Source organism: Rhizobium sp. 16-488-2b (assembly GCF_017741815.1).
Lineage (GTDB): Bacteria > Pseudomonadota > Alphaproteobacteria > Rhizobiales > Rhizobiaceae > Rhizobium.
Genome location: NZ_JAGHMF010000034.1, coordinates 108,430 through 135,181, shown reverse-complemented (window position 1 = coordinate 135,181; position 26,752 = coordinate 108,430). Strand labels below are relative to the sequence as shown.

Here is a 26,752-nt window from a genome sequence, read left to right as displayed (position 1 = left end):
ATACGTGATTATAGAGATCACGTAGCCAAGATTGTCATCATGCCACATACGATATCGCCACATACCGAACACCGCCTCGAGTTGCGAGGGATCCGCAAGGCCTATCCGGCCGTCGTCGCCAATGACGGGATCGACCTTTGCGTCCGTCCGGGCGAGATCCACGCCGTCGTCGGCGAGAACGGCGCCGGCAAGTCGACACTGATGAAGATCATCTACGGCATGGTTCGGCCAGATTCCGGCGAACTGTTGTGGGATGGGCGCGAGGTGTCGATCGCCTCGCCCGCCGATGCGCAGAAGCTGGGTATCGGCATGGTATTCCAGCACTTCGCGCTGTTCGACACGTTGTCGGTGGCCGAAAACATCGCGCTGGCGCTGCCGGGTCGTCCGGCGATCGAACCGCTTTCGAGAAGGATCGCGGAGGTCGCGGCGCGCTATGGCCTGCCGGTCGAGCCGGAGCGGCATATCTATACGATGTCGGTCGGCGAGCGGCAGCGGGTCGAGATCATCCGCGCACTTTTGCAAAATCCGCGCCTGCTCATTCTCGACGAGCCGACCTCGGTGCTGACGCCGCAGGCGGTCGAAACGCTCTTCGTCACGCTGCGCCAGATCGCGGCTGAGGGATGCAGCATTCTCTATATCAGCCACAAGCTGAACGAAATCCGAGATCTCTGCCACACGGCGACGATCCTGCGCGGCGGCCGGGTTACCGGCATGTGCGATCCGAGGCAGGAAAGCCCGGCCTCGATGGCCCGGATGATGATCGGCGCCGATCTTCCGAGCGTTAGCCATCGCGGCGACACATCGGCCGGCAAGACACGTCTCAGCGTTTCCGGCCTAACGCTTCCCACGCAGGACCCATTCGGAACGGCGCTCAGCGACATCAGCTTTGCGGTGCGCGGTGGCGAGATCCTCGGCATCGCCGGCGTCTCGGGCAATGGCCAGCAGGAGTTACTGGCAGCACTCTCGGGCGAAACGCCGCTATCAAACGCCGAAACGATCGCTATCGACGGTACGGCGGCGGGCCACCGCGATCCGGCCGGCCGGCGGCGGCTTGGCCTCTGCTCCGTTCCCGAGGATCGGCTGAAGCAGGGTTCGGTCCCCTCGCTGCCGCTCCTGGAGAATGTGCTGCTCACTGCCAATCGCAACGGCGCCGTTCGCGCCGGCCTCATCCGCTTCGATCGCGTCAAGGCCTATGCCGAGCGCTGCATCAAGGCCTTCGACGTCAGGACGTCAGGCGCCCAGGCGCGCGCCGGCAGCCTGTCGGGCGGCAATCTTCAGAAGTTCATCATCGGCCGCGAGATCCTGCAGGAGCCGGGCGTGTTGATCGTCTCGCAACCGACCTGGGGCGTTGACGTCGGCGCAGCGCTCGTCATCCGCCAGGCGCTGCTCGACCTGCGCGATCGGGGTGCGGCGATCGTCGTTATCTCCGAGGAACTCGACGAACTCTTCGAGATCTCCGACCAGATCGCCGTCATCGCCGGCGGCCGGCTGACGGCGGCCATACCGATCGCCGCCGCCAATCGCGATGCGATCGGTATGGCCATGTCCGGCCAAAGTGCCGGCTGCGAGCCAGATGAACGCGCCAGCAAGGAGCTCGCCCATGCGCTTTGAACCGCGCCCCAATCCCTCGCGCATGATGATCCTGATGTCGCCGGTCATCGCGATCGCGCTCACGTCGATCGTTGCCATGGTGCTCTTTGCCCTCGCCGGCCAAAACCCACTTGAAGCGCTGATCACCTTCCTGACCGCGCCACTCGCCGATCTCTACGGTTTGGGCGAACTTCTGATCAAGGCCGCCCCCCTGGTGCTGATCGGCGTCGGGCTCGCGATCGGCTTTCGCGCCGGCATCTGGAATGTCGGCGCGGAAGGGCAGCTGACAGTGGGCGTCATCTTCGCCGGCTATGTCGCGTTAAAGCTTGGGCCGGCCGGCGGTTGGTGGGTTTTGCCCTTGATGGTGGTCGCCGGCGCCCTCGGCGGCATCTTCTGGGCGGCCATCCCCGCGCTGTTGCGGGTCAAGTTCAATGCCAGCGAAATCCTGGTCAGCCTGATGCTCAATTACGTCGCCGCACTCTGGCTGTCCTGGTTGATCTTCGGCCTCTGGCGTGACCCGGCCGGGTTCAACTTCCCGCAGTCGGAGCCGCTGGCGCCGGATGCCCTCTTCCCGATCCTGATCGAGGATACCCGCGCTAATGTCAGCGTGCTCTTCGCGCTCGGCTCGGTTGTCGCGGGCTGGCTGTTCATGAACCGCAGCTTCGCCGGCTTCCAGCTCAAGGTCACCGGGCTGTCAGAAGGTGCCGCCCGCTATGCCGGCTTCGGCGTCAGCCGCGCGGTCTGGATCGGCATGCTGGCAACCGGTGCGGCGGCCGGCATCGCAGGCGTCGGCGAAATCGCCGGCCCGCTTGCACAGATCTTCCCGACCGCTTCGCCGGGCTACGGTTATGCGGCGATCATCGTTGCCTTTCTCGGGCGGCTGCACCCGGTCGGAATCCTGCTCTCCGGGCTCCTGATGGCGCTGCTCTACCTCTCGGGCGATGTCGCGCAGATGTCGCTTGGCATGCCGTCTTCGATCACCGGTCTGCTGCAGAGCACGCTGCTCTTCTTCCTGCTGACGACGGATGTCTTCATTCAGTACCGAATTCGCTTCCAGTCCTCCAACCGGCAGGGAGCCGCCACCTGATGGACCAGATTCTTCCCATTCTCGTCGCCACGCTCGTTGCCGGCACGCCCCTGATCTACGCAGCACTCGGCGAGCTCGTCGCAGAACGCGCAGGCGTGCTGAACATGGGCGTCGAGGGCATGATGGTCATCGGCGCGGTGATCGCTTTCATCGTCATGATGGCGACGGGCAGCCTGTGGCTCGCCGTCTTCGCGGCGATGCTGGCGGCCATGCTGCTCGCCCTGATGTTCGCGGTTCTTGCCGTCGGCTTCCGCGCCAATCAGATCGCGGTCGGGCTGGCATTAACGATCTTCGGAACCAGCCTCGCCTCGTTCATCGGCAAGCCCTACATCGGCATGGCGATCGTGATGGAGCCTTCGGGAGCATCAAGGCTTGCCGCAAAAATCCCGCTGCTGGGCGTCGTTCTCGGCCAGCTTCATCCGCTGACGTGGCTGTCCTGGGCCTTCTTCGCCGGCGTCTGGTATTTCCTGAACCGCAGCCGCAGCGGACTAATCCTGCGCGCAGTCGGTGAATCGCCCACATCCGCGCATGCGCTCGGCTATCCCGTCAACACGATCCGCTATCTCGCCACGCTGTTCGGCGGCGCCAGCGCCGGCATCGCGGGCGCCTATGTCTCGATCGTCTACACCTCGCTGTGGACCGAGGGGCTGATCGCCGGGCGCGGCTGGATCGCCGTGGCGCTGGTGGTTTTTTCCACCTGGCGGGCGGGGCGCTGCTTCCTTGGCGCTTATCTGTTCGGCGGCGCTACCATCGCGCAGCTCTTTGCCCAGAGCGCCGGCATCGGCCTGCCGTCGGAACTCATGTCCGCCCTTCCCTATCTCGTCACCATCGTCGTGCTGGTGCTGATCTCGCGCAACGCCGCATTGATGCGCCTCAACGTCCCCGCTTCCCTCGGCAAACCATTTGCCGCCGAGGGCTGAAGCAACCGTCCATCGTCCAGATCAAACATTAACAGAGGGAACCGAAATGACCACTTTTTCCAGACGCGACTTCCTGAGAACCAGCGCCGCCGGCGCGCTTGCGATCGGCGCGGGCGCCAGACCGCTTTTCGCCGCCGAAGAGCCTCTCAAGGTCGGTGTCATTCATATGGGCGCCATCTCCGATACCGGCTGGGAATACTTCCAGGCCAACGCCTGGAAATCGCTCGAAAAGGAATTCGGCGACAAGGTGAAGGTGACGGTGCTTGAAAACATCGCACAGGTGCAGGATTGCGAGCGCCTGTTCCGCCAGCTTTCTGCACAGGGCAACAAGCTGATCTTCGGTACCACCTTCTCACAATACGCCTCGCTGAAGAAGCTGGCTCCGATGCTACCCAAGTCGCATTTCGAATGCTGCGCCGGCATCGAGGCCGGCAACAATCTCGGCGTCTTCGAGGCTCGCCACTATGAGGGCACCTACCTCACCGGTATCGCCGCCGGCCGCACGACCAAGACCAACGTGCTCGGCTGGGTCGGCGCCTTCCCGGTGCCACAGGTCATCTACAGCCTCAACGCCTTTCTGCTCGGCGCCCGCTCGGTCAACCCCGATGTAACGCTGAAGGTTGTCTGGGCCAATGCCTGGGTCGATCCCGGCAAGGAAAAGGACGCCGTCGCGGCACTGATCGCACAGGGCGCCGACGTCATCTCCGGCAGCCCCAACACGCCGGTGCAGGGACTGGCCGCCGAGGAGAAAGGCGTCTGGTCGATCGGCTCGACCGGCGATTTCTCCGCCTATGTAAAGAAGAAGCAGCTCGTATCCTTCGAACTGGACTGGAGTGCCGCTCACATCAACGCCGCCAAGGCCGTGATTGACGGTGACTGGAAGCCGGAAAGCCGCTGGCTCGGCCTCGGACCGAGCGGCTACGTCAAGATGACGACGAGCAACTCGGAATTGCCGGAATCGGTCGCCGCCGAAATGAAGGCCGCCGAAGCCGCGATCATCAGTGGGAAGCTGAAGCCCTTTGCCGGCGAGATCAAGGATCAGAAGGGTGATGTGAAGGTCGCCAAGGGTCAGGAACTCGCAGATGCCGACATCAAGGGCATGACCTGGCTGATCGAAGGCGTGCAGGGCACCCTGCCGCAGAACTGATCGACGCGCCGCGCCGATTGAACGACATCGCTCCTCCCCTCAGGATTGGGGAGGAGCATCGCAAATGACGATAGAACAAAGACATCAAGGGAGACCCCGGTGACCGAAACACTGTTCACGAACGCCAAGCTGGCCGACGGCACGCTCAACGATATCCTCGTCTCGGACGGCCGCATCACGGCGATCAACAAGGCCGGCACGAGCGCGGCCGCCGCCACCACCGTCGACATTGCCGGCGCGCTTCTGGTCCCGAGTTTCGTCGAGGGGCACATCCATCTCGACACCAGCTTCTACGGCGACAAATGGATCCCGCACAAAGCCTGCACCAACGGCTTCGACGTGCACGAGCGCGTGGCCTTCCAGGCCGAGAACATGGCGGCCGCAGCACCTATGGACGAGCGCGCCCGTAAGCAGCTCGATCTCTGTATCGCAAACGGAGCGCTGCAGATGCGTAGCCATGTCATGGTCGATGGTTCGGTCGGGTTGAAGTCGCTGGAAACGATCCTTGCCGTACGCGAGGCCTACAAGGATATCATCGACATCCAGCTGGTGGCGTTTCCGCAGAGCGGCATTCTGAAAAGCCCCGGCACACCAGAGCTGATGGACGAGGCGATCGGCATGGGCGCCGATCTCGTCGGCGGGCTCGATCCGCTCTCCTTCGACCGCGATATCAAGGGGCACCTCGACGTGGTCTTCGGCATTGCCGAAAAGCGCGGCGTTGACGTCGATATCCATCTCCACGACGCTGGCACGATGGGCGCGATGACCATCGAGGAAATCTGTGCCCGCACGACAGCACTCGGCATGCAGGGCCATGTTGCCGTCAGCCACGCCTATGGTCTCGGCGACCTCGGACCCGATGCGATCAAGAAGATCGCCGCTCTCATTGCCAAGAGTGGCGTCGCGATCATGACCAACGCGCCTGGCAACCACAACTTCCCGCCGGTGGCGCTGCTGCGCGCGGCCGGCGTCACGGTCTTCTCCGGCAATGACAATATCCGCGATTCCTGGTGGCCCTTCGGCGATGGCGACATGCTGCGCCGCGCCGAGATCATCGCCTACCGATCGGGCTTCTACACGGATACGGAACTCGCCGCCGCGTTTGACGTGGTGACCGCAGGCGGCGCCAAGGCACTCAATCTCGAGGGCTATGGCATCGCCATCGGCGCCAAGGCCGATTTCGTGACGCTTGCGGCCGAGCACATCCCGGAAGCCGTCGTCGCCATTCCGAAGCCCCGTCGCGTCTTCAAGGAAGGCCGGCTGGTTGCAGAGAACGGAGCCGTGGTCCGCTGATGAACTACCGGAGCCGGCAGACCGAAACAGCCGTCGCGCAATCGCGCGACGGCATGGTGACGACGCCGCATTGGGCGGCGAGCGAGGCCGGGGCCAAGGTGCTGGCGCGCGGCGGAAATGCGATCGAGGCGCTGGTCGCCGCGGGCGGCGCCCTCTCCGTCACCTACCCGCATTTCTGCGGTCTCGGTGGTGATGCCGTCTGGATGGTCTGCGACCGGGATGGCGACGCACACACCTTCCTCGGCATCGGCCAGGCCGCCGCGAGTGCCCATATCGATGGCCCAATCCCGCCACGCGGTCCAGCCTCCACGCTGACCACCGCATGCCTGGTCGACAGCTGGGAGAAGGTGCTTGATCACTCGGCGACAGTCTGGGGCGGCTCCGAGCAGCTAGCCACTTTGCTAGACGACGCCATAGCGCTCGCCGACGACGGCTTTGCCATCAGCCCGTCGCAGACGTTCTGGCACAATTTTCGCGCCGGCGAATCCGAGACGTGGCCGGGCTTTCGGGAGCTCTTTCAGCGAGATGGCATCCAGCGCCAGCCGGCTTTGGCACAAACCCTCAAGGCCATCGCCGCGAATGGCGCCAGGGAATTCTACGAGGGCGCATTGGCAGACCGGATCGCTCGAGGTCTTGCTGCAACAGGCTCACCACTGACGGCCGCCGATCTCGCGGCGACGCGAACCGGCATGGTGGAGCCGGTGCGGCTCTCCTATGGCGACACCGTTCTGCTGGCACCGCCACCGCCAACGCAGGGCGTGACGACGCTTGGCATCATGGCCGTGCTTTCGCAACTGGCGCCCAAGGACAAGTCACCGGACAGCGCCGCCTATTACCATGCCCTTGTGGAAGCCGTGAAACAGGCCTTCCTCGACCGTCATTTGATCGCGGATCCGGAATTCGGCGCCGATGCCACGAGAATCCTTCTCGATCCAGATCGCCTGTCCAGAAAGGCCGCGGCAGTCGATCCCAACCGCGCCGCCGAGTGGCCTGCACCCTACCGGCAAGGCGACACGGCGCTTCTCGCCGCAGTCGATGCCGATGGCCGGGCCGCCTGCCTGCTGCAAAGCATCTATTTCGATTGGGGAAGCGGCGTGGTCGCCGGCGACACTGGTATTCTCTGGCAGAACCGCGGCGCTGCCTTCAGCGTTGATCCTCCGAGCCCGAATTTCATTCAGCCCGGCAAGCGACCCTTCTACACGCTGAACCCCGGTCTGGCGCTGAAAAACGGACGCCCGCATCTGGTCTACGGAACACAGGGGGCCGATGGCCAGCCGCAGACGCTGGCACTGCTGCTCAGCCTGTTGATCGACCACGGGTTTGATCCGTTGACAGCCCTTTCGAGGCCGCGCTTCCTGCTCGGCCGCACCTTCTCCGATAGCCGCGACAATCTCAAGATCGAAGAGAATGTCGGCGCCGACACGCTAGCGGCACTCGGTTCCTTGGGCCACGAAGTCGCGACCATCGCCCCCCTCAGTCCCCTTGGCGGCCAAGCGGGCATCATCCGCATCCAAGAGGACGGACAAATGGAAGCAGCGCACGATCCCCGCAGCGATGGCGGAGCGATCGGCCTATGAGCAGCCTCCCAGATAATCTCTTCGACCTCGTCATCCGCAATGTTCGCTTGGAGGAAGATGGTGCTCTCGCCGACATCGCGGTGCGTAATGGCCTGATCGCCGCGATCGAATCAAACTTCCGCTGTGATGCAGTCTTGAGCTTCGACGGCAAAGGCAACTTTGCGTTCGGCGGTTTCGTTGATACGCATGTGCATCTGGACAAGGCCTGCATCCTCGATCGCTGCTCGATCTGCGAGGGAACGCTTACCGAAGCGGTGCGCGAGACAGCGCGCGCCAAGCCCGGCTTCACCGAGCACGACGTCTACGAGCGAGCCGCCCGCGTCGTCGAAAAGGCGATCTCGCATGGCACTGTGCGGATGCGTACCTTCGTCGAGATCGACCCCCGCGCCGGTTTCCGCTCTTTTGAGGCTATCAAGCGCATCAGGGCGGATTACGCCTTCGCAATTGACATCCAGATCTGCGCCTTCGCGCAGGACGGCCTCACCAACGAGCCCGAAACGCTGGACATGCTCGACGCGGCACTTGCCGGCAGCGCCGATCTGATTGGTGGCTGCCCCTACACCGACCCCGATCCCGAAGCCCACATCGCCAAGATCTTCGAACTCGCGGTGAAACACGACGTCGCCGTCGATTTCCATCTCGACTTCAGCCTCGACCCCAACAAGACCGACCTGCCGGCCGTTATCGCAGCCACGAAACACCACGGCTGGCAAGGCCGGGTTTCGATCGGTCATGTCACCAACCTCTCGGCATTGCCGCAGGCCATAGTCATCAAGATTGCAAACAACCTCTCCGAAGCAGGAATCGCCCTGACAATCCTGCCGGCCACCGATCTCTTCCTGAATGGTTGCGGCCACGACCATCTGGTGCCACGCGGCGTTGCCCCCGCTCATATCCTCGCCGCGCATGGCGTCGTCACCTCGATCGCGACCAACAACGTCCTCAACCCTTTCACGCCCTATGGAGACGCTTCGCTGATGCGGATGGCCAATCTCTATGCCAACGTCGCACAACTCTCACGCGACGCCGAGATCGCAGACGTATTCGACATGGTCGCGCGATCCGCCGCGCGCCAGCTCGACGTTCCGCACGGACTTGTCGTGGGTAGCGAAGCCACGATCATCCTCGTCGACGCAAAGGGACCGAGAGCCGCCGTGCGTGAAATCGGCCGCGTTGTCGCCGGATGGAAAAGCGGTCGCCAGAGTTTCCACAATGGAAATCCTAAAATTCATAGGCCGAGCGCAACACAATCGGTCGGACATCCGTCATTGCCACCTAAGTCTAACCGTCGTTAACCGCTGCCAGCAGCCAATCGCGAAACGCAAGCACCACGGGCCGCATCTCGTTGCGCTGAGGATAAACGAGGAAGTGGTTGGCCTCGGTCAACGCCACCGCTCGCCCTGCAAATGGCTGCACGAGACGGCCGCTCGACAGTTCGCGTTCGGCCAGCTTAACGGCCTCAAGGCAAACGCCCATCCCGTCAGCCGCCGCCGCGATCGCCATGAAGCTGCGATCGAAGCGGAGCGCGGGTTGGCGTGGCATTGTGGATCCGTTGGCGTGAAACCAGTCCGACCAGCTGACATTCTTGATCATGCTGCGGATCAGCGGCACGCGATGCATATCTTCGATCGTTTGAAGTTGTCGTGCCATTTCCGGCGTACACATCGGCTGGACTTCCACCGTGCCAAGCGAATGGATGACCAGTCCCTCGTGGTGGCCGTTCAAGCCATAGACGATATCGACGTCGAACTGGTCCTGGGCGAAATGCACAGGCTTGGTGTCCGCTGAAATCGTCACCTCGAAACCCGGATTGTCGATCAGAAACCGGTTGAGGCGCGGCGCCAGCCATTGTGCCGCGAAGCTCGGGGATGAATGAAGGCGCAACACCAGCGACTGGCGGGCGGACAGCGTTTCCATCGCGCCACGCAACAGCGCCATCGCCTCCACGACGGGCCGCTGAAACATCAGCCCATCGGCGGTTAGACGCAGCTCACCATGGCTGCGGTCGAAGAGCAGCGTGCCGATCTCGCGCTCGAGCTTGGTGATCGCATGGCTGACGGCGCTGGGCGAGAGGTTCAGATCCTTCGCGGCGAGCTTGAACGAGAGGTGCCGCGCCGCAGCCTCGAAAGCCGGCAGCCCGCCGATTGGAATCCGCTTCATCAGTTGTCGATCCGTCTGTTCCGTAGTCGCGGCACCGCTAGGACATTTTGTCACCTTGCGAAAGCGAAATGAGAAAATTTCACTTGGCCGGATATGTTTTCACCTGCGGCCATCATTGCTTGTCCAGACAATGTCAACGGCGCAAAACGCGGCGTCACTTTGACCCGCGTCAATTTGCGCGGGCCTTCCAATCACGCCGACCTTTGCCGCAAGGCATCGTCTTTCTGTGAGGCAATCTTGTTATCTAATAGAGGCGCGAAGATCGCGCAGATTATATTCGGAGCGGTGTTATCGCTCCTGGGCTTGTACTTTGCCGCGAATGGCGGCTGGTTGGTGACCTTAGGCGGCACCTTCTATTATCTTATCGTCGGTCTCCTGATGGTCGCCAGCGGCGTCCAAGTGGCGCGCGGTCGCAATTCCGGCTTTATCATCTATTTCGTGGCCTGGGCCCTGACGCTGGTTTGGAGCTTCGTCGAATCCGGGCTCGACCCGTGGAAGCTCGAGGTACGCCTCTTTGCGCCAAGCGTTCTGCTTGCCGCCTTCCTCCTGCCGGGCCTTGGCCGTGGCGTGAAAGCCGCGAGCCCGCGTTTCTGGCGTGGCTTCCAGGCAGCGACGGGTGTCGTTGCCGTGCTCCTGGCGGGCGCGATCCTTTACGCCGCATATGGCCCCGCTTCGGGCGAGACCACGCAGATGGCAGCCCAGGCTGCACCGATGCCCCCGACCGACTGGCAGCATTACGGCAATGACGCCGGCCAGAGCCGCTTTGCCGATCTGGCCCAGATCACGCCTGATAACGTCGGCAAGTTGCAGGTGGCCTGGAGCTCGCATTCGGGCGACCTGCCTGACGACATTGAAGTGCATCGCAAAGGCCGTGAGTATCACTCGGAATCGACGCCTATCAAGGTCGGCAACACGCTCTACAGCTGCACGCCGCATTCCTGGGTCATTGCCACCGACGCCACGACCGGCAAGGTGAAATGGACCTTCGATCCCAAGCTGCCGCGCACCAACCCGTACATCGTGTGCCGGGGCGTCAGCTACTACGAAGCCCCTCAGGCCGATACCTGCAAGACCCGCGTCTTCGCGCCGACCATGGACGGACGCATGTATGCGCTTGATGCCGAAAACGGCCAGATTTGCGAAGGCTTCGGCAACGGCGGCTTCATCGACCTCAAGGACCAGACCGGCAAGGACGACAATGGCAAGTCCTGGGGCGGTGGCTGGCAGGTCTCGACCTCCACCCCGCTGGTCATGAACGACCGCCTTGTCGTCGGCAGCCGCGTCATCGACAACATGTCCACGGACGAACCCTCGGGCGTCGTACGCGCCTTCGATCCGCTCGACGGACATCAGGTCTGGGCCTGGGATGTCGGCCGCTCGGAAGACGCTCTGCCCGGCCGCCTGCCGGAGGGTGAAGTCTACACCAAGGGCACGCCGAATGTCTGGGGCACCATCACCGGTGATGCCAAGCTGAACATGGTGTATCTGGGTACCGGCAACGCTGCCCCGGATTATTACACCGCCTTCCGCCGTCCGTTCGACAACAAGTTCGGCACCTCGCTTGTCGCGCTTGATGTGACGACCGGCAAGCTGCGCTGGCACTATCAGCTCGTGCATAACGACATGTGGGACTTTGACGTGCCGGTTGGCCCGTCGCTTTTCGACATGCCTGATGGCACGCCGGCCCTCATCCAGACTACCAAGATGGGCGAGGTCTTCATGTTCAACCGCGCGACAGGCGAGCCTTTGGTCGAGACCAAGGAAATGCCCTTTGCGCAGAACGGCGCAGCACCCAACGTTCCCGTTTCACCGACCCAGCCGGTTCCGGTTGGCATGCCCTCGCTGGTCCCGGAAAAACTGACCGAGCAGGACATGTGGGGCGCGACGCCGATCGATCAGCTCGCATGCCGCATCGACTTCGCCCGTGCGCGCAGCGAAGGCATCTTCACGCCCATCGGCCCGACGCGTTCGATCGGCAACCCGGCCTTCGACGGTGTGACGGACTGGGGCGGTGCCTCGGTCGATCCGGTGAACAAGGTCATGTACGTCAACACGATGAACATGCCCTTCTATTTCCAGCTGGTCGACCGCAACACGCCTTATGGCAAGGAACTGCTGAAGCAGAAGAGCAGCGGCGGCGAGAATGCGCAGAAGCTCGATGTGCGCCTGCAGGAAAACACGCCCTACCTGGCGACCCTGCGCGCATGGCTCAGCCCCTTCATGGTGCCTTGCGTCCCACCGCCATGGGGCCAAATGGTGGCGATCGACCTGAAGACGCAGAAGGTGCTTTGGCGTAAAACGCTCGGCAATGCTCGCAAGAACAACGCCTTCGGCCTGACGCAGAACCTCCCGCTGCCCACAGGCACGCCGAACCTTGGCGGCTCGCTGGCAACCGCGGGCGGCCTGGTGTTCATCGGCGCAACCACGGATAACTACGTGCGCGCATTCGATGCCCACACAGGCAAGGAAGTCTGGCGCTACAGCCTGCCCGCCGGCGGACAGGCCAACCCGATGAGCTACATTGGTGAGGATGGCAGGCAGTATGTGGTCATCACCGCTGGTGGCCATGGTGCGCTCGGCACGTCCTATGGCGACGAGACGATCGCGTTCGCATTGCCGAAGTAACCTCTGAGATTTCCACCTGCTCGACTGAGCGTCGGGCGGGTGGATGTGCATGAACCGCCGCGGCGAAACAGAGCGTCTTGCCGTCGCATTGTGGCCACCGCTCGCAAGATCAGCGGTGTCTGAAATCAAATTCGAAAGGAATACCCCCATGACATGGTCTGCCCCGAAGTTCATCGAAGTCAGCTGCGGAATGGAAATCAATCGCTATGCACCGGCTGATGGCGGTGAGCCGATCCTGTTCTAAGCAACCGGACATGCCATCTCGCTAAGTCTGCCGGCGACGGCGTTGCGTGTTTGAATGATGACGCATATCGATGCCGTCGCCGGCAACCGAACCTGCCGCCCGTTGATCCTAAAGCGAGCGCACGCGGCTCCGCTGCCGCCACCGAACTCAGGCCGCGAATTGAAAGTGAATTGAATGTCATTGAACCGGATCGTTCTGCCCCTCGTCGCGGCGGCCACATTCTTCTCCAGCTCCGTCTGGGCCGCACAGCCCGAACGCGACCCCGCGCCATCGGTGCCTATGTGTCGGACCCTGCCCATTCGAGCGTGATCTGGAAGGTCAACCATCTCGGCCTTTCCAACTACACCGCCCGCTTCACCCGCATGACGGCCGAGCTGAACTGGAACGCGGAACACCCCGAGACATCCTCCGTGGCCGCCACCATAGACCCGCTGTCCGTCCAGACGAACTTCCCCTTCCCCGAGCGCGAGGATTTCGACAAGGAGATCGGCACTGAAGACCGGTTTCTCGCCGGCAAGCCGATCAGCTTCGTTTCAAAAGAAATCAAAGTCATCGATCCGCACCATGGCACGGTCGCGGGCGATCTGACCTTTCGCGGCGAGACACATCCAGCCGTGCTGAACGTCACCTTCAACGGCTCGATGGCGCGGCAACCCGCAGTCGACACGCCGAAGATCGGCTTCTCCGCGCAAATGACCTTCAAGCGAAGTGACTGGGGCCTTGCGCCGAAGATCAAATCGATCGGCGACCTGGTGACCGTCCTCATCGAGACGGAACTGCAGCCGCCTCAAGCCGCCGATGGCCCGCACGAGGCGACGCCAGCAAAATGAACCAGATCGCATCCGTCGTGCTCGAACCGCGATGGACGCGTCAATGGTGCAGGATTATCCAAATCGAGCAATAACTTGCATGACGGAGCTCAGCGATCCGGTATAGATGGTGATCATCTAACCAGCACCAGCCAGGGCTCACGTGGATCAGATACTCGCCATTCGAACATTTGTCCGCGTCGCCGAGGCTGGCTCGTTTGCCAAGGCGGCGGACACGCTGAACCTGCCCCGCTCCTCCGTCAGCAAGCTTGTGCAGGATCTTGAGGCGCATCTCGGGACAAAGCTCGTGGAGCGCACGACGCGGTCGGTCACGATGACCACCGAGGGTGTGGCCTATCACGAGCGCGCGCTGAAGCTACTCGCCGATCTTGATGACATGGACGGCACGGTCGCCGGCTCCCGCAGCGCGCCCAAGGGAAAGCTGCGCGTCGATATCGGCTCCGTTCTGGCAAACCAGATCCTCATCCCCGCGCTTTCCGACTTTCAGCACCAGTATCCTGATATCGATCTCATGCTCGGCGTCAGCGATCGACCCGCCGACCTCGTGAGTGAGGGGATCGATTGTGTCATCCGCGGCGGGGCGCTGGGTGACTCATCGATGAAGGCGCGGAAACTGTGCGAGTTGGACTACGTCATTTGCGCGTCACCCAGCTATCTGGATGGTCTCCAGTTGCCGGAGCGGCCGGAGGATATCGAGAAGCATCGGATCGTCAGCTACTTCTCCGCCTCATCCGGAAAGCGATTTCCATTGCGGTTTCAACGCGGCGATGAGCGAAGCGAATATCTCCCGACTTCCAGCGGCATTTCCGTCAACGAGAGCACCGCGCATTTGAATGCGCTGCTGTCGGGACTGGGGATCGGCCAGAGCTTCGGCTTTCTCGCAAGACCGCACTTCGAGAGCAGCGCGCTGGTCGAACTGTTGCCTGAGTGGAAGCCGGACAATCATCCGCTGCACCTCGTCTACCCAGCCGACCGTTTTCCAAACCCGCGGCTGCGCGCCTTCACGGAGTGGGCGGCGAAAGTATTCGAAGCCGTCGATGCCAGACGCAATGTGACGACGGAGACCATCCATCCCCATGGATAATGTCTCCACCCTGAGCGGCTTCTCGCCGCAAAGCTGACGAACTAACTTCTCCTCATCGGACGGCGACGAGGCCAACAGCCAACGCCACCTCCCGAACAGTTTCAGAACTTCAACAGGCCGCGCATTCGGGCTGAACCCTTTCGCGCGCCCAGCATCAGGAGAGTAAAATGACCAACAGACTTGAAAACAAGATCGCCGTCGTCACCGGAGCAACCAGCGGCATCGGCCTCTCGACCGCCAAGCTCTTCGCCGCCGAAGGCGCTCGCGTCTACATCACCGGCCGCCGCAAGGATGCGCTCGATAAGGCAGTGGCCGAGATCGGCCATGGCGCGGTTGGCGTACAAGCCGACTCCTCGAGCAATGCTGATCTCGACAAGCTGTTCGCCCAGGTGAAAGCGGAACAGGGTCGCCTTGACGCCCTCGTCGTAAACGCCGGCGGCGGCAGCATGCTTCCGCTTGGCCAGATCACCGAGGAACAGGTCGACGACACCTTCGGCCGCAACGTGAAGGCCGTGATCTTCACCGTGCAGAAAGCACTTCCGCTTTTGGGCAAGGGTTCATCGGTCGTGCTGACCGGCTCGACCGCCGGCACCGAAGGCACGGCTGCCTTCTCCGTCTACTCCGCCTCCAAGGCTGCCGTCCGCAACTTGGCCCGCTCCTGGGCGCTTGATCTCAAGGGCACCGGAATCCGCGTCAACGTCGTCTCGCCCGGCGCCACACGCACCCCCGGCCTCGTCGAGCTTGCCGGCGACGACAAGGAGCAGCAGCAGGGCCTGCTCGACTATCTCGCCTCGCGCATCCCGCTCGGCCGCGTCGGTGAGTCCGAGGAGATCGCCAAGGCAACTCTGTTCCTCGCTTCCGACGATGCAAGCTTCGTCAACGGCGCCGAGCTCTTCGCAGACGGTGGTCAGGCCCAGGTCTAACCGCAAAACAGGAGCGGCGAACAGCCGCTCCACTTCTCATTCTCAAGGAGAGCTCGCGATGCGTGCCGCAGTCTATTTCAAGCATGGCAAGCCTGAGGACGTTCTTCAGGCAGTCGACGTCGAAGAGCCCAGACATCCAGACCACAACGAAGTGCTGATCCGGGTGCTTCTCCGGCCGGTCCACCACGGCGACCTTCTCGGTATAGCAGGACGCTATCAGCCGGGAGCAGCGCTGCCGAAGGAGGGCGTGCGCGTCGGCTTCGAGGGCTACGGCATCGTCGAGGAAGCCGGCAGTGGCGTCGATCTGAAGCCGGGCACCCGCGTCGCATTCTTCCCCGGCCGAGGCGCTTGGAGCGAAAAGGCAATCGTCTCGGCTGAATACGTCACCGAAATTCCTGATGACGTATCGGATGAAGCCGCAGGACAGCTTCACGTCAACCCACTGACGACAGCGCTTCTCCTGCGGGCCGTCGAGACATCCGGCGCAAAGCCGGGCCGCGACGTCGTCGTTCTCACCGCCGCCGGATCCGCCGTTGCCAGACTGGTGATCGGGCTGCTGCTCGATCGCGGCTTCGACGTCGTCGGCGTCGTCCGACGGGAAGCCGGCGTGAACGAACTCAACGTCGTATTTCCTGATCTGCCGGTGGTTTCCACAGACAAGCCCGGCTGGCAGGACAAGGTCTTTGCGGCCGCCGACGGCCATCCCATCGGCGTCGTACTCGACCCTGTTGGCGGCGAGACTGCCAGTGCGGCGGTCGGCCTGCTTTCACAAGGCGGCAGCCTGGTGTCCTACGGCGACCTTTCCGGGCAGCCGATCTCGGTTCCCGCGCTTTACTTTTCGACACGCGACATTCGCCTATCGGGCGTGACGGTCGGGCGATGGGCGGGCCTGCCTGCAGAAATCCGCAAGGCCGATCTTAAGCTCGCGCTTGAGCTCGCAGCCGGCAAGCCGGAGCTCTTTCAGGTCGAGCATACCTTCGATCTCGCGGATGTCGGCAAGGCTGCCGCGCTGGTCGAGAAGCCAGGCAAATCCGGCACGGTTCTAATCGCGTCGCGCTAGGCGCCGCGCAACGGAAATACATCATCAGCCAGCCAAAGGAGAAACGGCCATGGCCGACCACGACAAGACACTGCCGACGAACATGCTCGTCAGCGCCTATTATCGCGTCCATCCGGATGATCGACAGACCTTCATCGACGCGGTGATCCCTGACATGAAGGCGGCAGCCGAGATCGACGGATGCGTCTTCTACGCCTTCGCGCAGGATCTGACGGATCCGAACACCTTCCACCTTGTCGAGGGCTGGAGAGACGAGGCCGCCTACGAAGCGCATGAGAACTCGCCGATTTTCCTCAAGGCCCTGAGCACTGTGGTGAAGAATGTCCGGATCCTCGACCGACAGGGTATCCGCTACGATGTTGCAAAGCAGCACATCGATGACCCGCGCGGCCGCGTCTCCTGACACTCTGTGGATCGGATCGTGACCCTAAGCGGACGCCTCCGATCCCGAAACGCTTGAGAGCGGGCTCAAACAGCAATCAAATCGAGGAATAAGAAATGACCGATCCATCGACCGTCGCAACGCGCCGGCGCCTTCTTCAATTCGCCCTGGCAGCACCCGCCGTAGCCTCGCTGACATCCCAGTCGGTTGCGGCGCAGGAGGAGCTATTGCTTCCGCCGGCAACCGAAGCGATCACGCCTTTCAAGGTTTCCGTTCCGCAAGCCGCCATCGATGACCTGAAGCGCCGCCTCAAGAATACGCGATGGCCCAATCAGGAAACCGTCTCGGACTGGTCGCAAGGTGTTCCGCTCCACAAGGCGAAATCATTGGTCGCCTATTGGGAGCGCAAATATGACTGGCGGAAATTCGAGAAGCGCATCAACGCGTTTCCGCAGTTTCGCACCCAAATCGACGGTCTTGGCATCCATTTCATCCATGTGAAATCGAAGCATGAGAACGCCCTGCCGATCATTCTGACGCATGGATGGCCGGGATCCGTCGTCGAGTTCCTCAAGGTCATCGGCCCCCTCACCGACCCGACCGCGCACGGCGGCTCGGCTGAGGACGCTTTCCACGTCGTCATTCCCTCGCAGCCCGGCTTCGGCTTCTCCGACAAGCCCACATCGGAAGGATGGACTGTCGTTCGGACCGCCAATGCCTGGGCCACGCTGATGAAACGCCTCGGCTACGACAAGTGGGTTGCGCAAGGCGGAGACTGGGGATCAGGCGTCACCCATGCGCTCGGACATGTCCGCCCCGAAGGGCTGGTGGCAGCTCATGTGAATTGGCCGCTGGTCTTTCCGGAGAAATTCCCAGAGAACCCGACGCCCGAGGAAAAGGCCGCGATGGATGCGGCGATGAAGTTCGCGAACGACCAGTTCGGCTACTTCAAGGAGCAGGCGACGCGGCCCCAGACGATCGGATATGCGCTCGCGGATTCGCCCGTCGGCCAGGCAACGTGGATCTACGAGAAATTCCAGGCCTGGACGGACAACCGCGGCGAGCCGGAAGACGCGCTGACGATCGACGAGATGCTCGATGACATCTCGCTCTACTGGTTTACGGACACGGCCGCCTCGTCCGCCCGAATCTACTGGGAAAACGCCCGTAACGGCGGCGGCTTCGACGCCGGCCGGATCGAACTGCCGATGGCAGCCACGATCTTTCCGAAGGAGATCTACCGCGCGCCAAAGGCGTGGACTGAAGCCCACTGGCCCAATCTCTTTTACTGGAACGAGGTCGACAAGGGCGGTCACTTCGCCGCTTTCGAACAGCCCGACCTCTTCGCGCAGGAAATGCGCAAGGCCTTCAAATCCATCCGCTGATCCAGCTCAAGCAAAGCCAAGGAAACAACATGCCTACCAACGAAGAAATCATCCGCGAACTCTACCGGACCGCAGAGGTGAAGGATGTGGCGGCATTCGTCGCCCTCTTCGCCGAGGGCGGCTATTTCTGGGACGTGTCGGCCGGCGCGAAATATTACGGCGCCGACATCGGCAAGACGGTCGAAATCTACGCCACCGCCTTCCATGACATGCATCGCGAACTCGGAAACTTCTACGCGACCGACGACGTGGTCGTCGTGGAACTGACGCTCAACGGCACCCATACCGGCCCTCTCGCGTTGGCGGCGGGAACGATTGCGGCGACGGGCAAGGAAATGCACGCACCATGCTGTGACGTCTTCCACTTGAAGGATGGCAAGGTGACGTCCTTCCATTGCTACACCGCCGCGACGATCATCTTCGGCCAGCTTGGCGTGTTGGGCAACCTTGGCGGGTCCCTCCAGCAAGCGTGAGAAAATAATTTGCTCCCCTCGGGAATAGAAGCGCCGCCCGGGTGTCTACGTCAATGCAACAACAAGGAAGAAGCCGATGAACCTCTGGTCCTCACGAAAGTCGATGGCTCTTGCGGCCACGATCCTCGCGACGGCGGGCGCCTGCGCCGCCTTCGCCCATGATCCCTCGCAGCACGATCATTCGGCGATGCAGATGGACGACGCCGGTCCCGAGGCGGCCTATCTCGCGGAGAACGACGCGGCCATGAACAAGATGATGGCGGACATGGAGGTCAAGCCATCAGGCGATGTCGACCACGACTTCGTGGCGATGATGACGCCCCATCACCAGGGCGCCATCGAGATGGCGCTAGCCGTCCTCAAATACGGCAAGAACGAGCAGCTCAAGCGCATCGCGCAGGAGATTATCGTGGATCAGCAGCAGGAGATCGCGGCCATGAAGCTTGCGATCGGCGATCCGCTCCCCCCATCCGAAGCGGCCCCAACCCAGGTCGCACCGGAGACCACCCCCACCGGATCCACGTCCAGCAAGACCATGCAGGGCATGGACCCCAACATGAAGATGTAACCCAAAGGTCCTCCCAATGAACATTCGTACATCTTTTGCCGCCAGCTTGCTGGCGGGCAGCATGCTATTGCCTTTTTCCGCCTTCGCCGGACAGGCGCCCTTCGCCGCCGTTGATCCGGACATTCCCGTCAGCAGCAAGGACCGCGTCTACGCCGCCGAGCAATTCTCCAACACCGTGTCGGTGACCGATCCCGCGATCAACAAGCTTCTCGGCGTCATCAAGCTCGGCGACCCCCAGCCCGGCAACCTCTCGCCGCTCTACAAGGGCCAGGTTCTGGTCCACGGCATGGGCTTTTCGCCAGACAAGAAGACCATCGCGGTGGTCTCGATCGGCTCGAACTCGGTGACCTTCATCGACACCGCGACGAACGCGGTGAAGCACACCACCTATGTCGGCCGCTCGCCGCACGAGGCATTTTATACGCCCGATGGCAAGGAAGTCTGGGTGACGGTCCGCGGCGAGGACTATATCTCCGTTATCGACGCCGCCACCTTCGAGGAGAAGACGCAGATCAAGGTGCCGGCAGGTCCCGGCATGCAGATTTTCTCGCCTGACGGCAAGTACGGCTATATCTGCTCGTCCTTCAATCCCGAGACCGTCGTCGTCACCGTCGGCGATCACCAAATTGTCGGCCATGTGAAGCAGGCAAGCCCCTTCTGCCCCAATATCGCGGCATCGCCGGATGGAAAGCAGGTCTGGTTTACACTGAAGGACATCGGCAAGACTCAGGTCTTCAATGCCCAGCCGCCTTTCGATCTGATCAAGACGATCGATACGGGCCCAATCACCAACCACGTCAACCTCGTCACCAACAAGAACGGCAGCTTCGCCTACATCACCGTCGGCGGCCTCAACGAGGTGAAGGTCTTCCGCACCGACAATTTTGAACAGGTCGCGACGATCCCCGTCGGCAACCTGCCACACGGTGTCTGGCCCTCCGGCGACGGCACGCGCGTCTATGTCGGCCTTGAAAACGCCGATGCGATGGCCGCGATCGACACGCTGACCAACAAGGTCATCGCAACGATCCCGATCGGCCAGGCGGCGCAGGCCGTCAACTATGTGCCCAACGCGGTTCCTGAAGGCGACGGCATGCAGAACCTGCAGCCGCTCGGCACCGCGGGCGTCGCCGCTCATCTGACGCTGTCGGCAAAGGGCGACAAGGACAAGATGGCGCCGACGAGCGTTACGCTCTTCGACCAGGGGCTGACGCAGGTGCTCCAAGCATCCGTGACCGGGCTGGAACCGAAAACGATGTACGTGCTGGCACTCTCCGACAAGGCCGATGGCAGCGGCCCGCTTCAGGGCTTGTCGAACTTCATGACGAACCCGGCAGGCTCGGCAATCGTCAACGCGGTCGGCCCGATCCGGCAGATCGTCGAATCCAAGCACAAGGATGAGCGCAGGTATATCGTCGTAGCCTCATCGGTCGACGGCAAGCCCGGCAAGGTCCTGCAGGTGCAAGGCGATTGACGTGACCCGACTGGCATAAACAGATGGCCCGCAGCTTGACTGCGGGCCATTCAACCCCGAGGATTTGAGAGATGGATGATCTGCTGACGCAGGTAGAGCCGATGATCCCGGCGCTGAGGCGATACGCGCGCGGCCTGATCCGCGATAGCGAAGCGGCTGATGATATCGTCCAGGATTGCCTCGAGCGGGTCGTCATGAACTGGACGCGTCGACGCGATGCAAATGCCCGTTCCTGGGTATTCGCCATCCTGCATAATCTCGCGGTCAACAAAATACGCCAGGACGTCAGACGCGCGGGCATCGTCACGATCGAGGAGATGCCGGAGACGACCGCGGCGGTGGACGCCAGCCAGGACAGCACGTTGTTTGGCCAGGACGTTCTTGCGGCCATCGAGCGGCTGCCGCCGGACTATCGGAGCATCCTGCTATTGGTCGCGGTCGAAGACCTGAGCTATGCGGAGACGGCTACCGTCCTCGACGTGCCCGTCGGAACCGTGATGTCACGCCTGTCTCGCGCACGGGAGCAACTGAGGCTTATCCTTGAGACCAAACCAACGAGCGCCAAACCTGTTGGTCCATTTATCCGGAGGGTCAAATGACGAATAGACCGATCAACGAGGATGACCTTCAGGCCTTCGTCGATGGCGCCCTGGATGCAGAACGGCATCAGGACGTGGCTTCATTCCTTGAAACGAATAAGGATGCCGCGAAGCGTGTCTCCGCCTATCAGCAGGGTTCTGCGGCGCTTAGATCGGCCCTGGCTCCGATCGCGGCCGAACCGATCCCAAGCCGGCTGAACCTCGCCAGCATCATCGAGAGACAGCGCCCGACCAACAAAATTCGGATTGCTCCAATGGTGGCCGCTGCCGTCGTATTATTGGCGATCGGCGCCTCTGGCGGCTGGCTGCTGAAGGGCTACAGCATGCCTCCGACGGAAGGCGTCGCCGCCTTGGCCCAGGAAGCATCAGCGAGTTACAGCGCGTTTGCCGCTGATCGCCTGCGACCGATCGAGGTCAGGGCCGATGGCAGCGACGATCTGAAAAACCTGGTTTCAGTGACGATCGGTGGTCCGGCCATCATCCCCGATCTCAGCAAGGCCGGCTACCGGCTGATGGGCGGCCGCGTGGTTCCGACGCCGCATGGATCCGGGTTCATGCTCATGTACGACGATGACAAGGGCAGCCGATTGGTGATGCTGACCCGGCGCATGCAGGTCGATCAGGACAAGCCCATGGTGGCAAGCGACCAGCACGACATTCGCGGATGGAGCTGGGCCAGGAACGGCCTCGGCTATAGCCTCGTCGGCGCAATCGGCTCGGAACACCTCCATACGATCGCTGACGAGATACGGTCACAGATTTGACTTGCGGCGGCTTCATTCGCAGCCCGACCAATATCAGCCTATACGGGCAACGGATCTCAGGTCATCAGCCGTTGTGGTCGGGAAGCCGAAGAATTCGAGGTAGGCGGGGATTTGCTCGAACAGCATGTCGGTGCCCACCTGGAAGTCGCAGCCGCGAGCCCGCGCCGCCTCAAGAAACGGCGTGATCTCCTGCTTCATCACGACCTCGCCCACGAAGGTTGACGGAGACAGCCGCGACACATCGATCGGCAGCGGATCGTCGCTCTTCATGCCGAGCGGCGTCGCGTTCACCACGATGTCGAACCCTTCAGGATCACGCGAGCCGGCCGTGACGTCCACGTCGGGATAATGCTGGCGAAGCCGTCCCATCAGCCCGTCCATGACTGCCGTGTTCGCGTCGAAAATCGCGATCCTTCGAACGCCGGCAGCGGCAAGCGATGCGGCGATCGCCGAGCCGACGCCGCCGGAGCCGACGACGAGGACATCGGCGCCAGCCACCCGCCTGCCCTTGCGCAGCACGCCGCGCACAAAACCCTCGCCATCGAACATGTCGCCAATCAGCCGGCCACGTTCATCCAGCCGGATGGCGTTGCAGGCGCCGGCGACCTGGGCGCGCGTCGAGAGTTCGTCGAGCAGGCCCATGGTGGTCACCTTGTGCGGCATGGTGATCAGTGCGCCGTGGATGTTCGACAGGCGGAACACGAGCCTCAGGAAATCCGGAAAGTCTTCGGCCCGGCAGCCCATGGGAACGACGACGGCATCAATGCCGTGCTTTTCAAAGTAAGGGTTGTAGATCAGCGGCGACTTGAAGGTCTCCGTCGGATAGCCCAGATGGGCGATGATCCTGGTGGTACCGGAAATCATGCCGAAAACTTTCAGTGACGCAGAATTTCGCCGAGGAACTTGCGCGTGCGCTCGTGCCTCGGATTGCTGAAGAATATGGCGGGCGGCGCCTCTTCGACGATCGCGCCGCTCGCCATGAAGATGACGCGATCGGCGACCTGGCGGGCAAAGCCCATCTCGTGAGTGACGCAGATCATCGTCATCCCCTCCTCCGCCAGGCCGATCATCGTGTCGAGCACTTCCTTGACCATCTCAGGGTCCAGCGCCGATGTCGGCTCGTCGAACAGCATCACCTTCGGCCGCATGCAGAGCGCACGCGCAATCGCCACGCGCTGCTGCTGGCCGCCGGAAAGCTGCGCCGGATATTTCTCGGCCTGTTCGAGGATCTTGACGCGGTCGAGCAGGCTGCGTGCGCGCTCCTCTGCTTCCGCCTTGCCAAGGCCGAGCGCACGCATCGGCGCCAGCATGCAATTCTGCAGCACGGTCAGATGCGGAAAGAGATTGAACTGCTGAAACACCATGCCGACGTCGCGCCTGATGGCGTCGATATCCTTGGAGCGATGTCCGAGCAGCGTGCCGCCAACGCGGATCTCGCCCTTCTCATAGCTCTCCAGGTGGTTGATGCAGCGGATCAGCGTTGATTTGCCGCTGCCCGAGGGGCCGCAGAGCACGATCCGCTCGCCCTGGCGGACATCCATGTTGATGTCGTGCAATGCCTGAAAGGCGCCGTACCATTTCTCGACCTGCGCCAGGCGGATCATCGGCTCGGTGGTGGTCGTCGTCATCGACACAGTGGTCATGGTTCAATTCTCCCGGACAGGCAGGCGCACTCAGCGCGCCGACATCGCGAAGCGCCGCTCGAGGCGGGCACCGAGGATCGTCAGCGGGCAGCACATGATGAAATAGAGGATGCCGACGATGCCGAAGACCGTCAGCGGCTCGAAGATCTGGTTGGAGATGATGTTGCCGGCACGCGTGAGCTCGGTGAAACCGACGATGGCGGCGAGCGATGTCCCCTTGATCAACTGCACCAGGAAGCCGATCGTCGCCGGCAGCGAGATGCGGATCGCCTGCGGCAGGATCACGTCCTTCATGCGCGACACGTATTTGATGCTGAGCGCCTTGGCCGCCTCGGTCTGCCCGCGCGGCACCGCCTCGATCGAGCCGCGCCAGATCTCGCCGAGATAGGCGCTGGCATGCAGCGTGAGACCGATTGCGACCGCGACCCACGCATCCAGCTTCAGGCCCACCAGCGCCAGTCCGTAATAGACGACGAAAAGCTGCATCAGAAGCGGCGTGCCCTGAAACACCGCGATGTAGCCGGCTGTCAACCTTTCCAGAAGCGGCAGACCGCAGGTCCGCAGCAGCGCGATTATGAGCCCGCCGATCGAACCGCAGATGAAACCGACGACGGACAACACCACCGTCCATTTCAGGCCGATCAGCAGGAAGATGAATTCATCGCGACCCATGGGAGCCTCCTACTTGACCGGGTAATTGAAATAGCGGGATGAGAAGAGCCCGAAGAGGCGCATCATCACCCAGGAGATCACGAGGTAGAAAACCGTGACCGTGAAGTAGACCTCGAAGCTGCGGAAGCTTTCCGACTCGATCCTTTGCGAGACCGAGGTCAGTTCGTAGGCCGAGATCGCCGAGCAGATGCTGGTAGACAGCGTCAAAAGCACGAACTGGCTGGTAAGCGACGGATAGATCGCCCTCAGCGCCGGCTTCAGCACGATGAAACGGAAGACCTGCGCCTTGTGCAGGCCAAGCGCCAGACCGGCTTCCTTCTGGCCCGCGGGGATGGATTGCACCCCGCCGCGAATGATCTCGATCGCGTAGGCGCCGCCATTGATGCCGAGCGCGATGATCGCCGTCGGCGTCGGATCGAGCCTGATGCCGGCGAGCGGCAGGGCGAAATAGATGAAGAAGATCTGCACCAGAAACGGCGTGTTGCGGATGATCTCGACGAAGCCGATCACCAACCAGCGTATCGGCTTGAAGCGGGAATCGCGCAGCATGACGCCGCCGATGCCGATCAGGACCGCAAGCAGCATGCCTGAGATCGCCAGCAGGAACGTACCGAGACAGGCAAGCAGCAGGCTTGGCAGACCGTCGATGACAGGCGTGAAGTCCAGTGTGTAGTTCATGGGCTTGTTTCTGGCCTTTCCTGTCCGGTCAGCGGCTGCGAGCGACCAGCTGCGTCATGGCCTGGATCGCCAGCTCGTACCCATCCGCACCGAAGCCGATCATGATCGCCGTCGCGATCGGCGAGATCAGGGACTTGTGGTAGATGCTCTCGCGGGCATGGACATTGGAGATGTGCAGTTCGATCTTCGGCGGATCGAAGGTCTTCAGCGCATCGAGAAGCGCGATCGAGGTGAATGTAAAGGCAGCAGGGTTGATGATGATCCCGCAAGCCTTCTGGCGCGCCTCGTGAATGCTTTCGATCAGCGCTCCCTCGAAATTGGTCTGGCGAAAATCCACCTCGTAGCCGAGGTCGCGCGCCTTGGCCGTGCAGCGCTGCTCGATCTCGGCGAGCGTCGTCGAGCCATAGATATGCGGCTCCCTTTGGCCGAGAAGATTGAGGTTCGGCCCGTTCAGTACAAAGATCGTCTTGCTCATCATCGCTCCCGCGTTCGGCACGAGACATTCATCGCCGCGGCAAAGCGGCGGCGGCCGCCTTCAAGACGCCGCCGTCGCATCGCCCCATCAGGAAGGGCTTAATTTGCCGCGAAGGGAATGCCTTCGAGGCTCGCCGGGAATTCAGGCACGGGGACCTTCATCCACTTGTCGTAGACCTTCTTCAGCTCGCCGTTTGCCTTGATCTTGTCGATGAAGGTGTTGAGCGAGGCGTTGATTTCCTTCTCGCCCAGACGGGTGCAGGCGCCGTTGTAGAGCTTCTGGAACTCGAGCTTGTTCTCGAATTCGCCGGGACGCGCCTTCTCGACGCGATCCATGTAGAAGATGTTGCCGCCGAGGGCCTCGGCCTGCCCCGATACCAGCGCCTGGACGCTGGCTGCATCGCCGTCGAAACGGCGAATGGTGGCCGAAGCCGGTGCATTCTTGGTGACCTGCGTGTCCTGTGCAGCGCCCTTCGCCACGGAAATGGTCATGTTGGCCATGTCGTCATTCGTCTTGATCGACTTGTTCTTCGGCCCGATCAGCACGATGGCATTGGCATTGTAGGGCTGGCTGAACTGAACCGCCTTGGCGCGGTCCGGCAGCATCGCCATCGTCGCGAAGAGAACATCGACGCGACCAGACGTCAGCGCGGGAATGCGGTTGTTGACCTCAAGCGGCACGAACTCGACCTCGACGCCGAGTTCCTTGGCGTAGAGCGCGCCCATGTCGGCATCGAAGCCGTCCTGCTTGCCGGCGCTGGTAACGAAGCCCCATGGCGGATTATCGCCCTGGATGCCGACGATCAGCTTGCCGCGGGCTTTGATTTCTTCCGGGGTGACGGCGGCGGCCGGCTGAGCCAGCGCGATGCCGGTGAGCAGAGCGGCCGCGCCAAGCATGGCGTTGCGACGTGACAACATGGATTTCAACATCTTTTTCTCCTCCTCAATGGTCGTTGCGACCCCACAGCCTTCCTTCTCCTCCGACTGTGAGACCAAAACTGCCTGACACGGACCGATAAATCAACATAGTTTTTTCAAATCGTATGAGACTTCTATTTTCAAACGTTGAATTGAACTTCTCACGACATTCGTCATAATGA

At 62.2% G+C, this 26,752-nt stretch carries 27 protein-coding genes; 20 read left to right on the top strand and 7 right to left on the bottom strand.

Translation table 11 applies throughout. From position 1 onward, the window contains the following. The first annotated feature begins 39 nt into the window (after positions 1 to 39). The 7 genes from J5286_RS24125 (at position 40) to J5286_RS24095 (ending at position 8,909) form a co-directional block, all read left to right on the top strand. Complete coding sequence (locus tag J5286_RS24125; RefSeq protein WP_209215387.1) at positions 40 to 1,611, top strand: ABC transporter ATP-binding protein; 1,572 nt, start codon at positions 40 to 42, stop codon at positions 1,609 to 1,611. Beyond that, on the top strand, positions 1,601 to 2,677 hold the full coding sequence (locus tag J5286_RS24120; RefSeq protein ID WP_209192296.1) for an ABC transporter permease: 1,077 nt from the start codon (positions 1,601 to 1,603) through the stop codon (positions 2,675 to 2,677). The genes J5286_RS24125 and J5286_RS24120 overlap by 11 nt, the downstream gene beginning before the upstream one ends. Beyond that, entirely contained in the window at positions 2,677 to 3,597 is a 921-nt protein-coding gene (locus J5286_RS24115) for an ABC transporter permease (protein WP_209192295.1), read from the top strand. Before J5286_RS24120 ends, J5286_RS24115 begins: the two co-directional genes overlap by 1 nt. Before the next feature lie 46 nt (positions 3,598 to 3,643). Beyond that, entirely contained in the window at positions 3,644 to 4,744 is a 1,101-nt protein-coding gene (locus J5286_RS24110; RefSeq protein ID WP_209192293.1) for a BMP family ABC transporter substrate-binding protein, read from the top strand. A gap of 99 nt (positions 4,745 to 4,843) precedes the next feature. Then, entirely contained in the window at positions 4,844 to 6,037 is a 1,194-nt protein-coding gene (locus tag J5286_RS24105; RefSeq protein WP_209192291.1) for an amidohydrolase family protein, read from the top strand. Beyond that, entirely contained in the window at positions 6,037 to 7,614 is a 1,578-nt protein-coding gene (locus J5286_RS24100; protein WP_209192289.1) for a gamma-glutamyltransferase family protein, read from the top strand. The genes J5286_RS24105 and J5286_RS24100 overlap by 1 nt, the downstream gene beginning before the upstream one ends. Next, complete coding sequence (locus tag J5286_RS24095; RefSeq protein WP_209192288.1) at positions 7,611 to 8,909, top strand: amidohydrolase family protein; 1,299 nt, start codon at positions 7,611 to 7,613, stop codon at positions 8,907 to 8,909. The genes J5286_RS24100 and J5286_RS24095 overlap by 4 nt, the downstream gene beginning before the upstream one ends. Here the strand turns inward: J5286_RS24095 and J5286_RS24090 are convergent. Then, positions 8,896 to 9,774, bottom strand: coding sequence for a LysR substrate-binding domain-containing protein (locus tag J5286_RS24090; RefSeq protein WP_209192287.1), 879 nt, complete (start codon positions 9,772 to 9,774; stop codon positions 8,896 to 8,898). The two genes, J5286_RS24095 and J5286_RS24090, sit on opposite strands and share 14 nt — an antisense overlap. A gap of 93 nt (positions 9,775 to 9,867) precedes the next feature. Here J5286_RS24090 and J5286_RS24085 point away from each other — a divergent pair, with 93 nt between their 5' ends. The 13 genes from J5286_RS24085 to J5286_RS24025 all read left to right on the top strand — a co-directional run bounded on the left by J5286_RS24085 (position 9,868) and on the right by J5286_RS24025 (position 22,185). Continuing rightward, positions 9,868 to 12,399, top strand: a complete 2,532-nt coding sequence (locus J5286_RS24085) for a membrane-bound PQQ-dependent dehydrogenase, glucose/quinate/shikimate family (RefSeq protein WP_280638496.1) — start codon at positions 9,868 to 9,870, stop codon at positions 12,397 to 12,399. A gap of 148 nt (positions 12,400 to 12,547) precedes the next feature. Then, complete coding sequence (gene pqqA / locus J5286_RS24080) at positions 12,548 to 12,643, top strand: pyrroloquinoline quinone precursor peptide PqqA (protein ID WP_018897871.1); 96 nt, start codon at positions 12,548 to 12,550, stop codon at positions 12,641 to 12,643. 281 nt (positions 12,644 to 12,924) lie between these two features. Beyond that, entirely contained in the window at positions 12,925 to 13,473 is a 549-nt protein-coding gene (locus J5286_RS24075; RefSeq protein ID WP_209192286.1) for a YceI family protein, read from the top strand. A gap of 142 nt (positions 13,474 to 13,615) precedes the next feature. After that, a complete protein-coding gene (locus J5286_RS24070) occupies positions 13,616 to 14,557 on the top strand; it encodes a LysR family transcriptional regulator (protein ID WP_209192285.1) in 942 nt (313 codons plus the stop codon). A 167-nt stretch (positions 14,558 to 14,724) separates the two neighbouring features. After that, a complete protein-coding gene (locus J5286_RS24065) occupies positions 14,725 to 15,480 on the top strand; it encodes an SDR family NAD(P)-dependent oxidoreductase (protein ID WP_112949331.1) in 756 nt (251 codons plus the stop codon). 58 nt (positions 15,481 to 15,538) lie between these two features. Then, the gene (locus J5286_RS24060) at positions 15,539 to 16,540 is read left to right on the top strand and encodes a zinc-binding dehydrogenase (RefSeq protein ID WP_209192284.1); all 1,002 of its coding nucleotides are present in this window, start codon (positions 15,539 to 15,541) and stop codon (positions 16,538 to 16,540) included. A gap of 49 nt (positions 16,541 to 16,589) precedes the next feature. After that, entirely contained in the window at positions 16,590 to 16,943 is a 354-nt protein-coding gene (locus tag J5286_RS24055; RefSeq protein ID WP_209192283.1) for a putative quinol monooxygenase, read from the top strand. 95 nt (positions 16,944 to 17,038) lie between these two features. Continuing rightward, positions 17,039 to 18,307 carry an epoxide hydrolase family protein gene (locus tag J5286_RS24050; RefSeq protein ID WP_209192281.1) on the top strand — a complete coding sequence of 423 codons (1,269 nt, stop codon included), beginning with the start codon at positions 17,039 to 17,041 and terminating at the stop codon, positions 18,305 to 18,307. Between the two features lie 29 nt (positions 18,308 to 18,336). Next, positions 18,337 to 18,780, top strand: coding sequence for a nuclear transport factor 2 family protein (locus J5286_RS24045; protein WP_209192279.1), 444 nt, complete (start codon positions 18,337 to 18,339; stop codon positions 18,778 to 18,780). Between the two features lie 76 nt (positions 18,781 to 18,856). After that, positions 18,857 to 19,348, top strand: a complete 492-nt coding sequence (locus tag J5286_RS24040) for a DUF305 domain-containing protein (protein WP_209192278.1) — start codon at positions 18,857 to 18,859, stop codon at positions 19,346 to 19,348. A 16-nt stretch (positions 19,349 to 19,364) separates the two neighbouring features. Further along, positions 19,365 to 20,822, top strand: a complete 1,458-nt coding sequence (locus tag J5286_RS24035; RefSeq protein WP_209192276.1) for a YncE family protein — start codon at positions 19,365 to 19,367, stop codon at positions 20,820 to 20,822. Positions 20,823 to 20,893: 71 nt separating this feature from the next. Then, positions 20,894 to 21,421: an RNA polymerase sigma factor gene (locus J5286_RS24030; protein ID WP_209192274.1), complete on the top strand. Its 528-nt coding sequence runs from the start codon at positions 20,894 to 20,896 to the stop codon at positions 21,419 to 21,421. Then, complete coding sequence (locus J5286_RS24025; RefSeq protein ID WP_209192272.1) at positions 21,418 to 22,185, top strand: anti-sigma factor family protein; 768 nt, start codon at positions 21,418 to 21,420, stop codon at positions 22,183 to 22,185. Before J5286_RS24030 ends, J5286_RS24025 begins: the two co-directional genes overlap by 4 nt. A gap of 33 nt (positions 22,186 to 22,218) precedes the next feature. Here the strand turns inward: J5286_RS24025 and J5286_RS24020 are convergent, their stop codons facing one another. From J5286_RS24020 to J5286_RS23995, 6 genes are all read right to left on the bottom strand, one after another. Continuing rightward, positions 22,219 to 23,049: a shikimate dehydrogenase family protein gene (locus tag J5286_RS24020; RefSeq protein ID WP_209192270.1), complete on the bottom strand. Its 831-nt coding sequence runs from the start codon at positions 23,047 to 23,049 to the stop codon at positions 22,219 to 22,221. An 11-nt stretch (positions 23,050 to 23,060) separates the two neighbouring features. Then, positions 23,061 to 23,789: an amino acid ABC transporter ATP-binding protein gene (locus J5286_RS24015; RefSeq protein ID WP_209192965.1), complete on the bottom strand. Its 729-nt coding sequence runs from the start codon at positions 23,787 to 23,789 to the stop codon at positions 23,061 to 23,063. 69 nt (positions 23,790 to 23,858) lie between these two features. Continuing rightward, positions 23,859 to 24,500, bottom strand: a complete 642-nt coding sequence (locus tag J5286_RS24010) for an amino acid ABC transporter permease (RefSeq protein ID WP_047514238.1) — start codon at positions 24,498 to 24,500, stop codon at positions 23,859 to 23,861. Between the two features lie 9 nt (positions 24,501 to 24,509). Next, complete coding sequence (locus tag J5286_RS24005; protein WP_209192268.1) at positions 24,510 to 25,178, bottom strand: amino acid ABC transporter permease; 669 nt, start codon at positions 25,176 to 25,178, stop codon at positions 24,510 to 24,512. A gap of 28 nt (positions 25,179 to 25,206) precedes the next feature. Beyond that, complete coding sequence (aroQ, locus tag J5286_RS24000) at positions 25,207 to 25,653, bottom strand: type II 3-dehydroquinate dehydratase (protein ID WP_209192266.1); 447 nt, start codon at positions 25,651 to 25,653, stop codon at positions 25,207 to 25,209. A gap of 98 nt (positions 25,654 to 25,751) precedes the next feature. Further along, a complete protein-coding gene (locus tag J5286_RS23995) occupies positions 25,752 to 26,582 on the bottom strand; it encodes a transporter substrate-binding domain-containing protein (RefSeq protein WP_112435479.1) in 831 nt (276 codons plus the stop codon). Between the last annotated feature and the right edge of the window lie 170 nt (positions 26,583 to 26,752).

Coding starts and splice junctions, on each gene's coding strand:
- J5286_RS24060 (WP_209192284.1), top strand. CDS start 15,539: ATGCGTGCCGCAGTCTATTTCAAGCATGGCAAGCCTGAGGACGTTCTT.
- J5286_RS24125 (WP_209215387.1), top strand. CDS start 40: ATGCCACATACGATATCGCCACATACCGAACACCGCCTCGAGTTGCGA.
- J5286_RS24040 (WP_209192278.1), top strand. CDS start 18,857: ATGAACCTCTGGTCCTCACGAAAGTCGATGGCTCTTGCGGCCACGATC.
- J5286_RS24030 (WP_209192274.1), top strand. CDS start 20,894: ATGGATGATCTGCTGACGCAGGTAGAGCCGATGATCCCGGCGCTGAGG.
- J5286_RS23995 (WP_112435479.1), bottom strand. CDS start 26,582: ATGTTGAAATCCATGTTGTCACGTCGCAACGCCATGCTTGGCGCGGCC.
- pqqA (WP_018897871.1), top strand. CDS start 12,548: ATGACATGGTCTGCCCCGAAGTTCATCGAAGTCAGCTGCGGAATGGAA.
- J5286_RS24085 (WP_280638496.1), top strand. CDS start 9,868: ATGTTTTCACCTGCGGCCATCATTGCTTGTCCAGACAATGTCAACGGC.
- J5286_RS24100 (WP_209192289.1), top strand. CDS start 6,037: ATGAACTACCGGAGCCGGCAGACCGAAACAGCCGTCGCGCAATCGCGC.
- J5286_RS24055 (WP_209192283.1), top strand. CDS start 16,590: ATGGCCGACCACGACAAGACACTGCCGACGAACATGCTCGTCAGCGCC.
- J5286_RS24110 (WP_209192293.1), top strand. CDS start 3,644: ATGACCACTTTTTCCAGACGCGACTTCCTGAGAACCAGCGCCGCCGGC.
- J5286_RS24050 (WP_209192281.1), top strand. CDS start 17,039: ATGACCGATCCATCGACCGTCGCAACGCGCCGGCGCCTTCTTCAATTC.
- J5286_RS24120 (WP_209192296.1), top strand. CDS start 1,601: ATGCGCTTTGAACCGCGCCCCAATCCCTCGCGCATGATGATCCTGATG.
- J5286_RS24020 (WP_209192270.1), bottom strand. CDS start 23,049: ATGATTTCCGGTACCACCAGGATCATCGCCCATCTGGGCTATCCGACG.
- J5286_RS24095 (WP_209192288.1), top strand. CDS start 7,611: ATGAGCAGCCTCCCAGATAATCTCTTCGACCTCGTCATCCGCAATGTT.
- J5286_RS24090 (WP_209192287.1), bottom strand. CDS start 9,774: ATGAAGCGGATTCCAATCGGCGGGCTGCCGGCTTTCGAGGCTGCGGCG.
- J5286_RS24045 (WP_209192279.1), top strand. CDS start 18,337: ATGCCTACCAACGAAGAAATCATCCGCGAACTCTACCGGACCGCAGAG.
- J5286_RS24025 (WP_209192272.1), top strand. CDS start 21,418: ATGACGAATAGACCGATCAACGAGGATGACCTTCAGGCCTTCGTCGAT.
- J5286_RS24005 (WP_209192268.1), bottom strand. CDS start 25,178: ATGAACTACACACTGGACTTCACGCCTGTCATCGACGGTCTGCCAAGC.
- J5286_RS24015 (WP_209192965.1), bottom strand. CDS start 23,789: ATGATCCGCCTGGCGCAGGTCGAGAAATGGTACGGCGCCTTTCAGGCA.
- J5286_RS24035 (WP_209192276.1), top strand. CDS start 19,365: ATGAACATTCGTACATCTTTTGCCGCCAGCTTGCTGGCGGGCAGCATG.
- J5286_RS24065 (WP_112949331.1), top strand. CDS start 14,725: ATGACCAACAGACTTGAAAACAAGATCGCCGTCGTCACCGGAGCAACC.
- J5286_RS24010 (WP_047514238.1), bottom strand. CDS start 24,500: ATGGGTCGCGATGAATTCATCTTCCTGCTGATCGGCCTGAAATGGACG.
- J5286_RS24115 (WP_209192295.1), top strand. CDS start 2,677: ATGGACCAGATTCTTCCCATTCTCGTCGCCACGCTCGTTGCCGGCACG.
- aroQ (WP_209192266.1), bottom strand. CDS start 25,653: ATGAGCAAGACGATCTTTGTACTGAACGGGCCGAACCTCAATCTTCTC.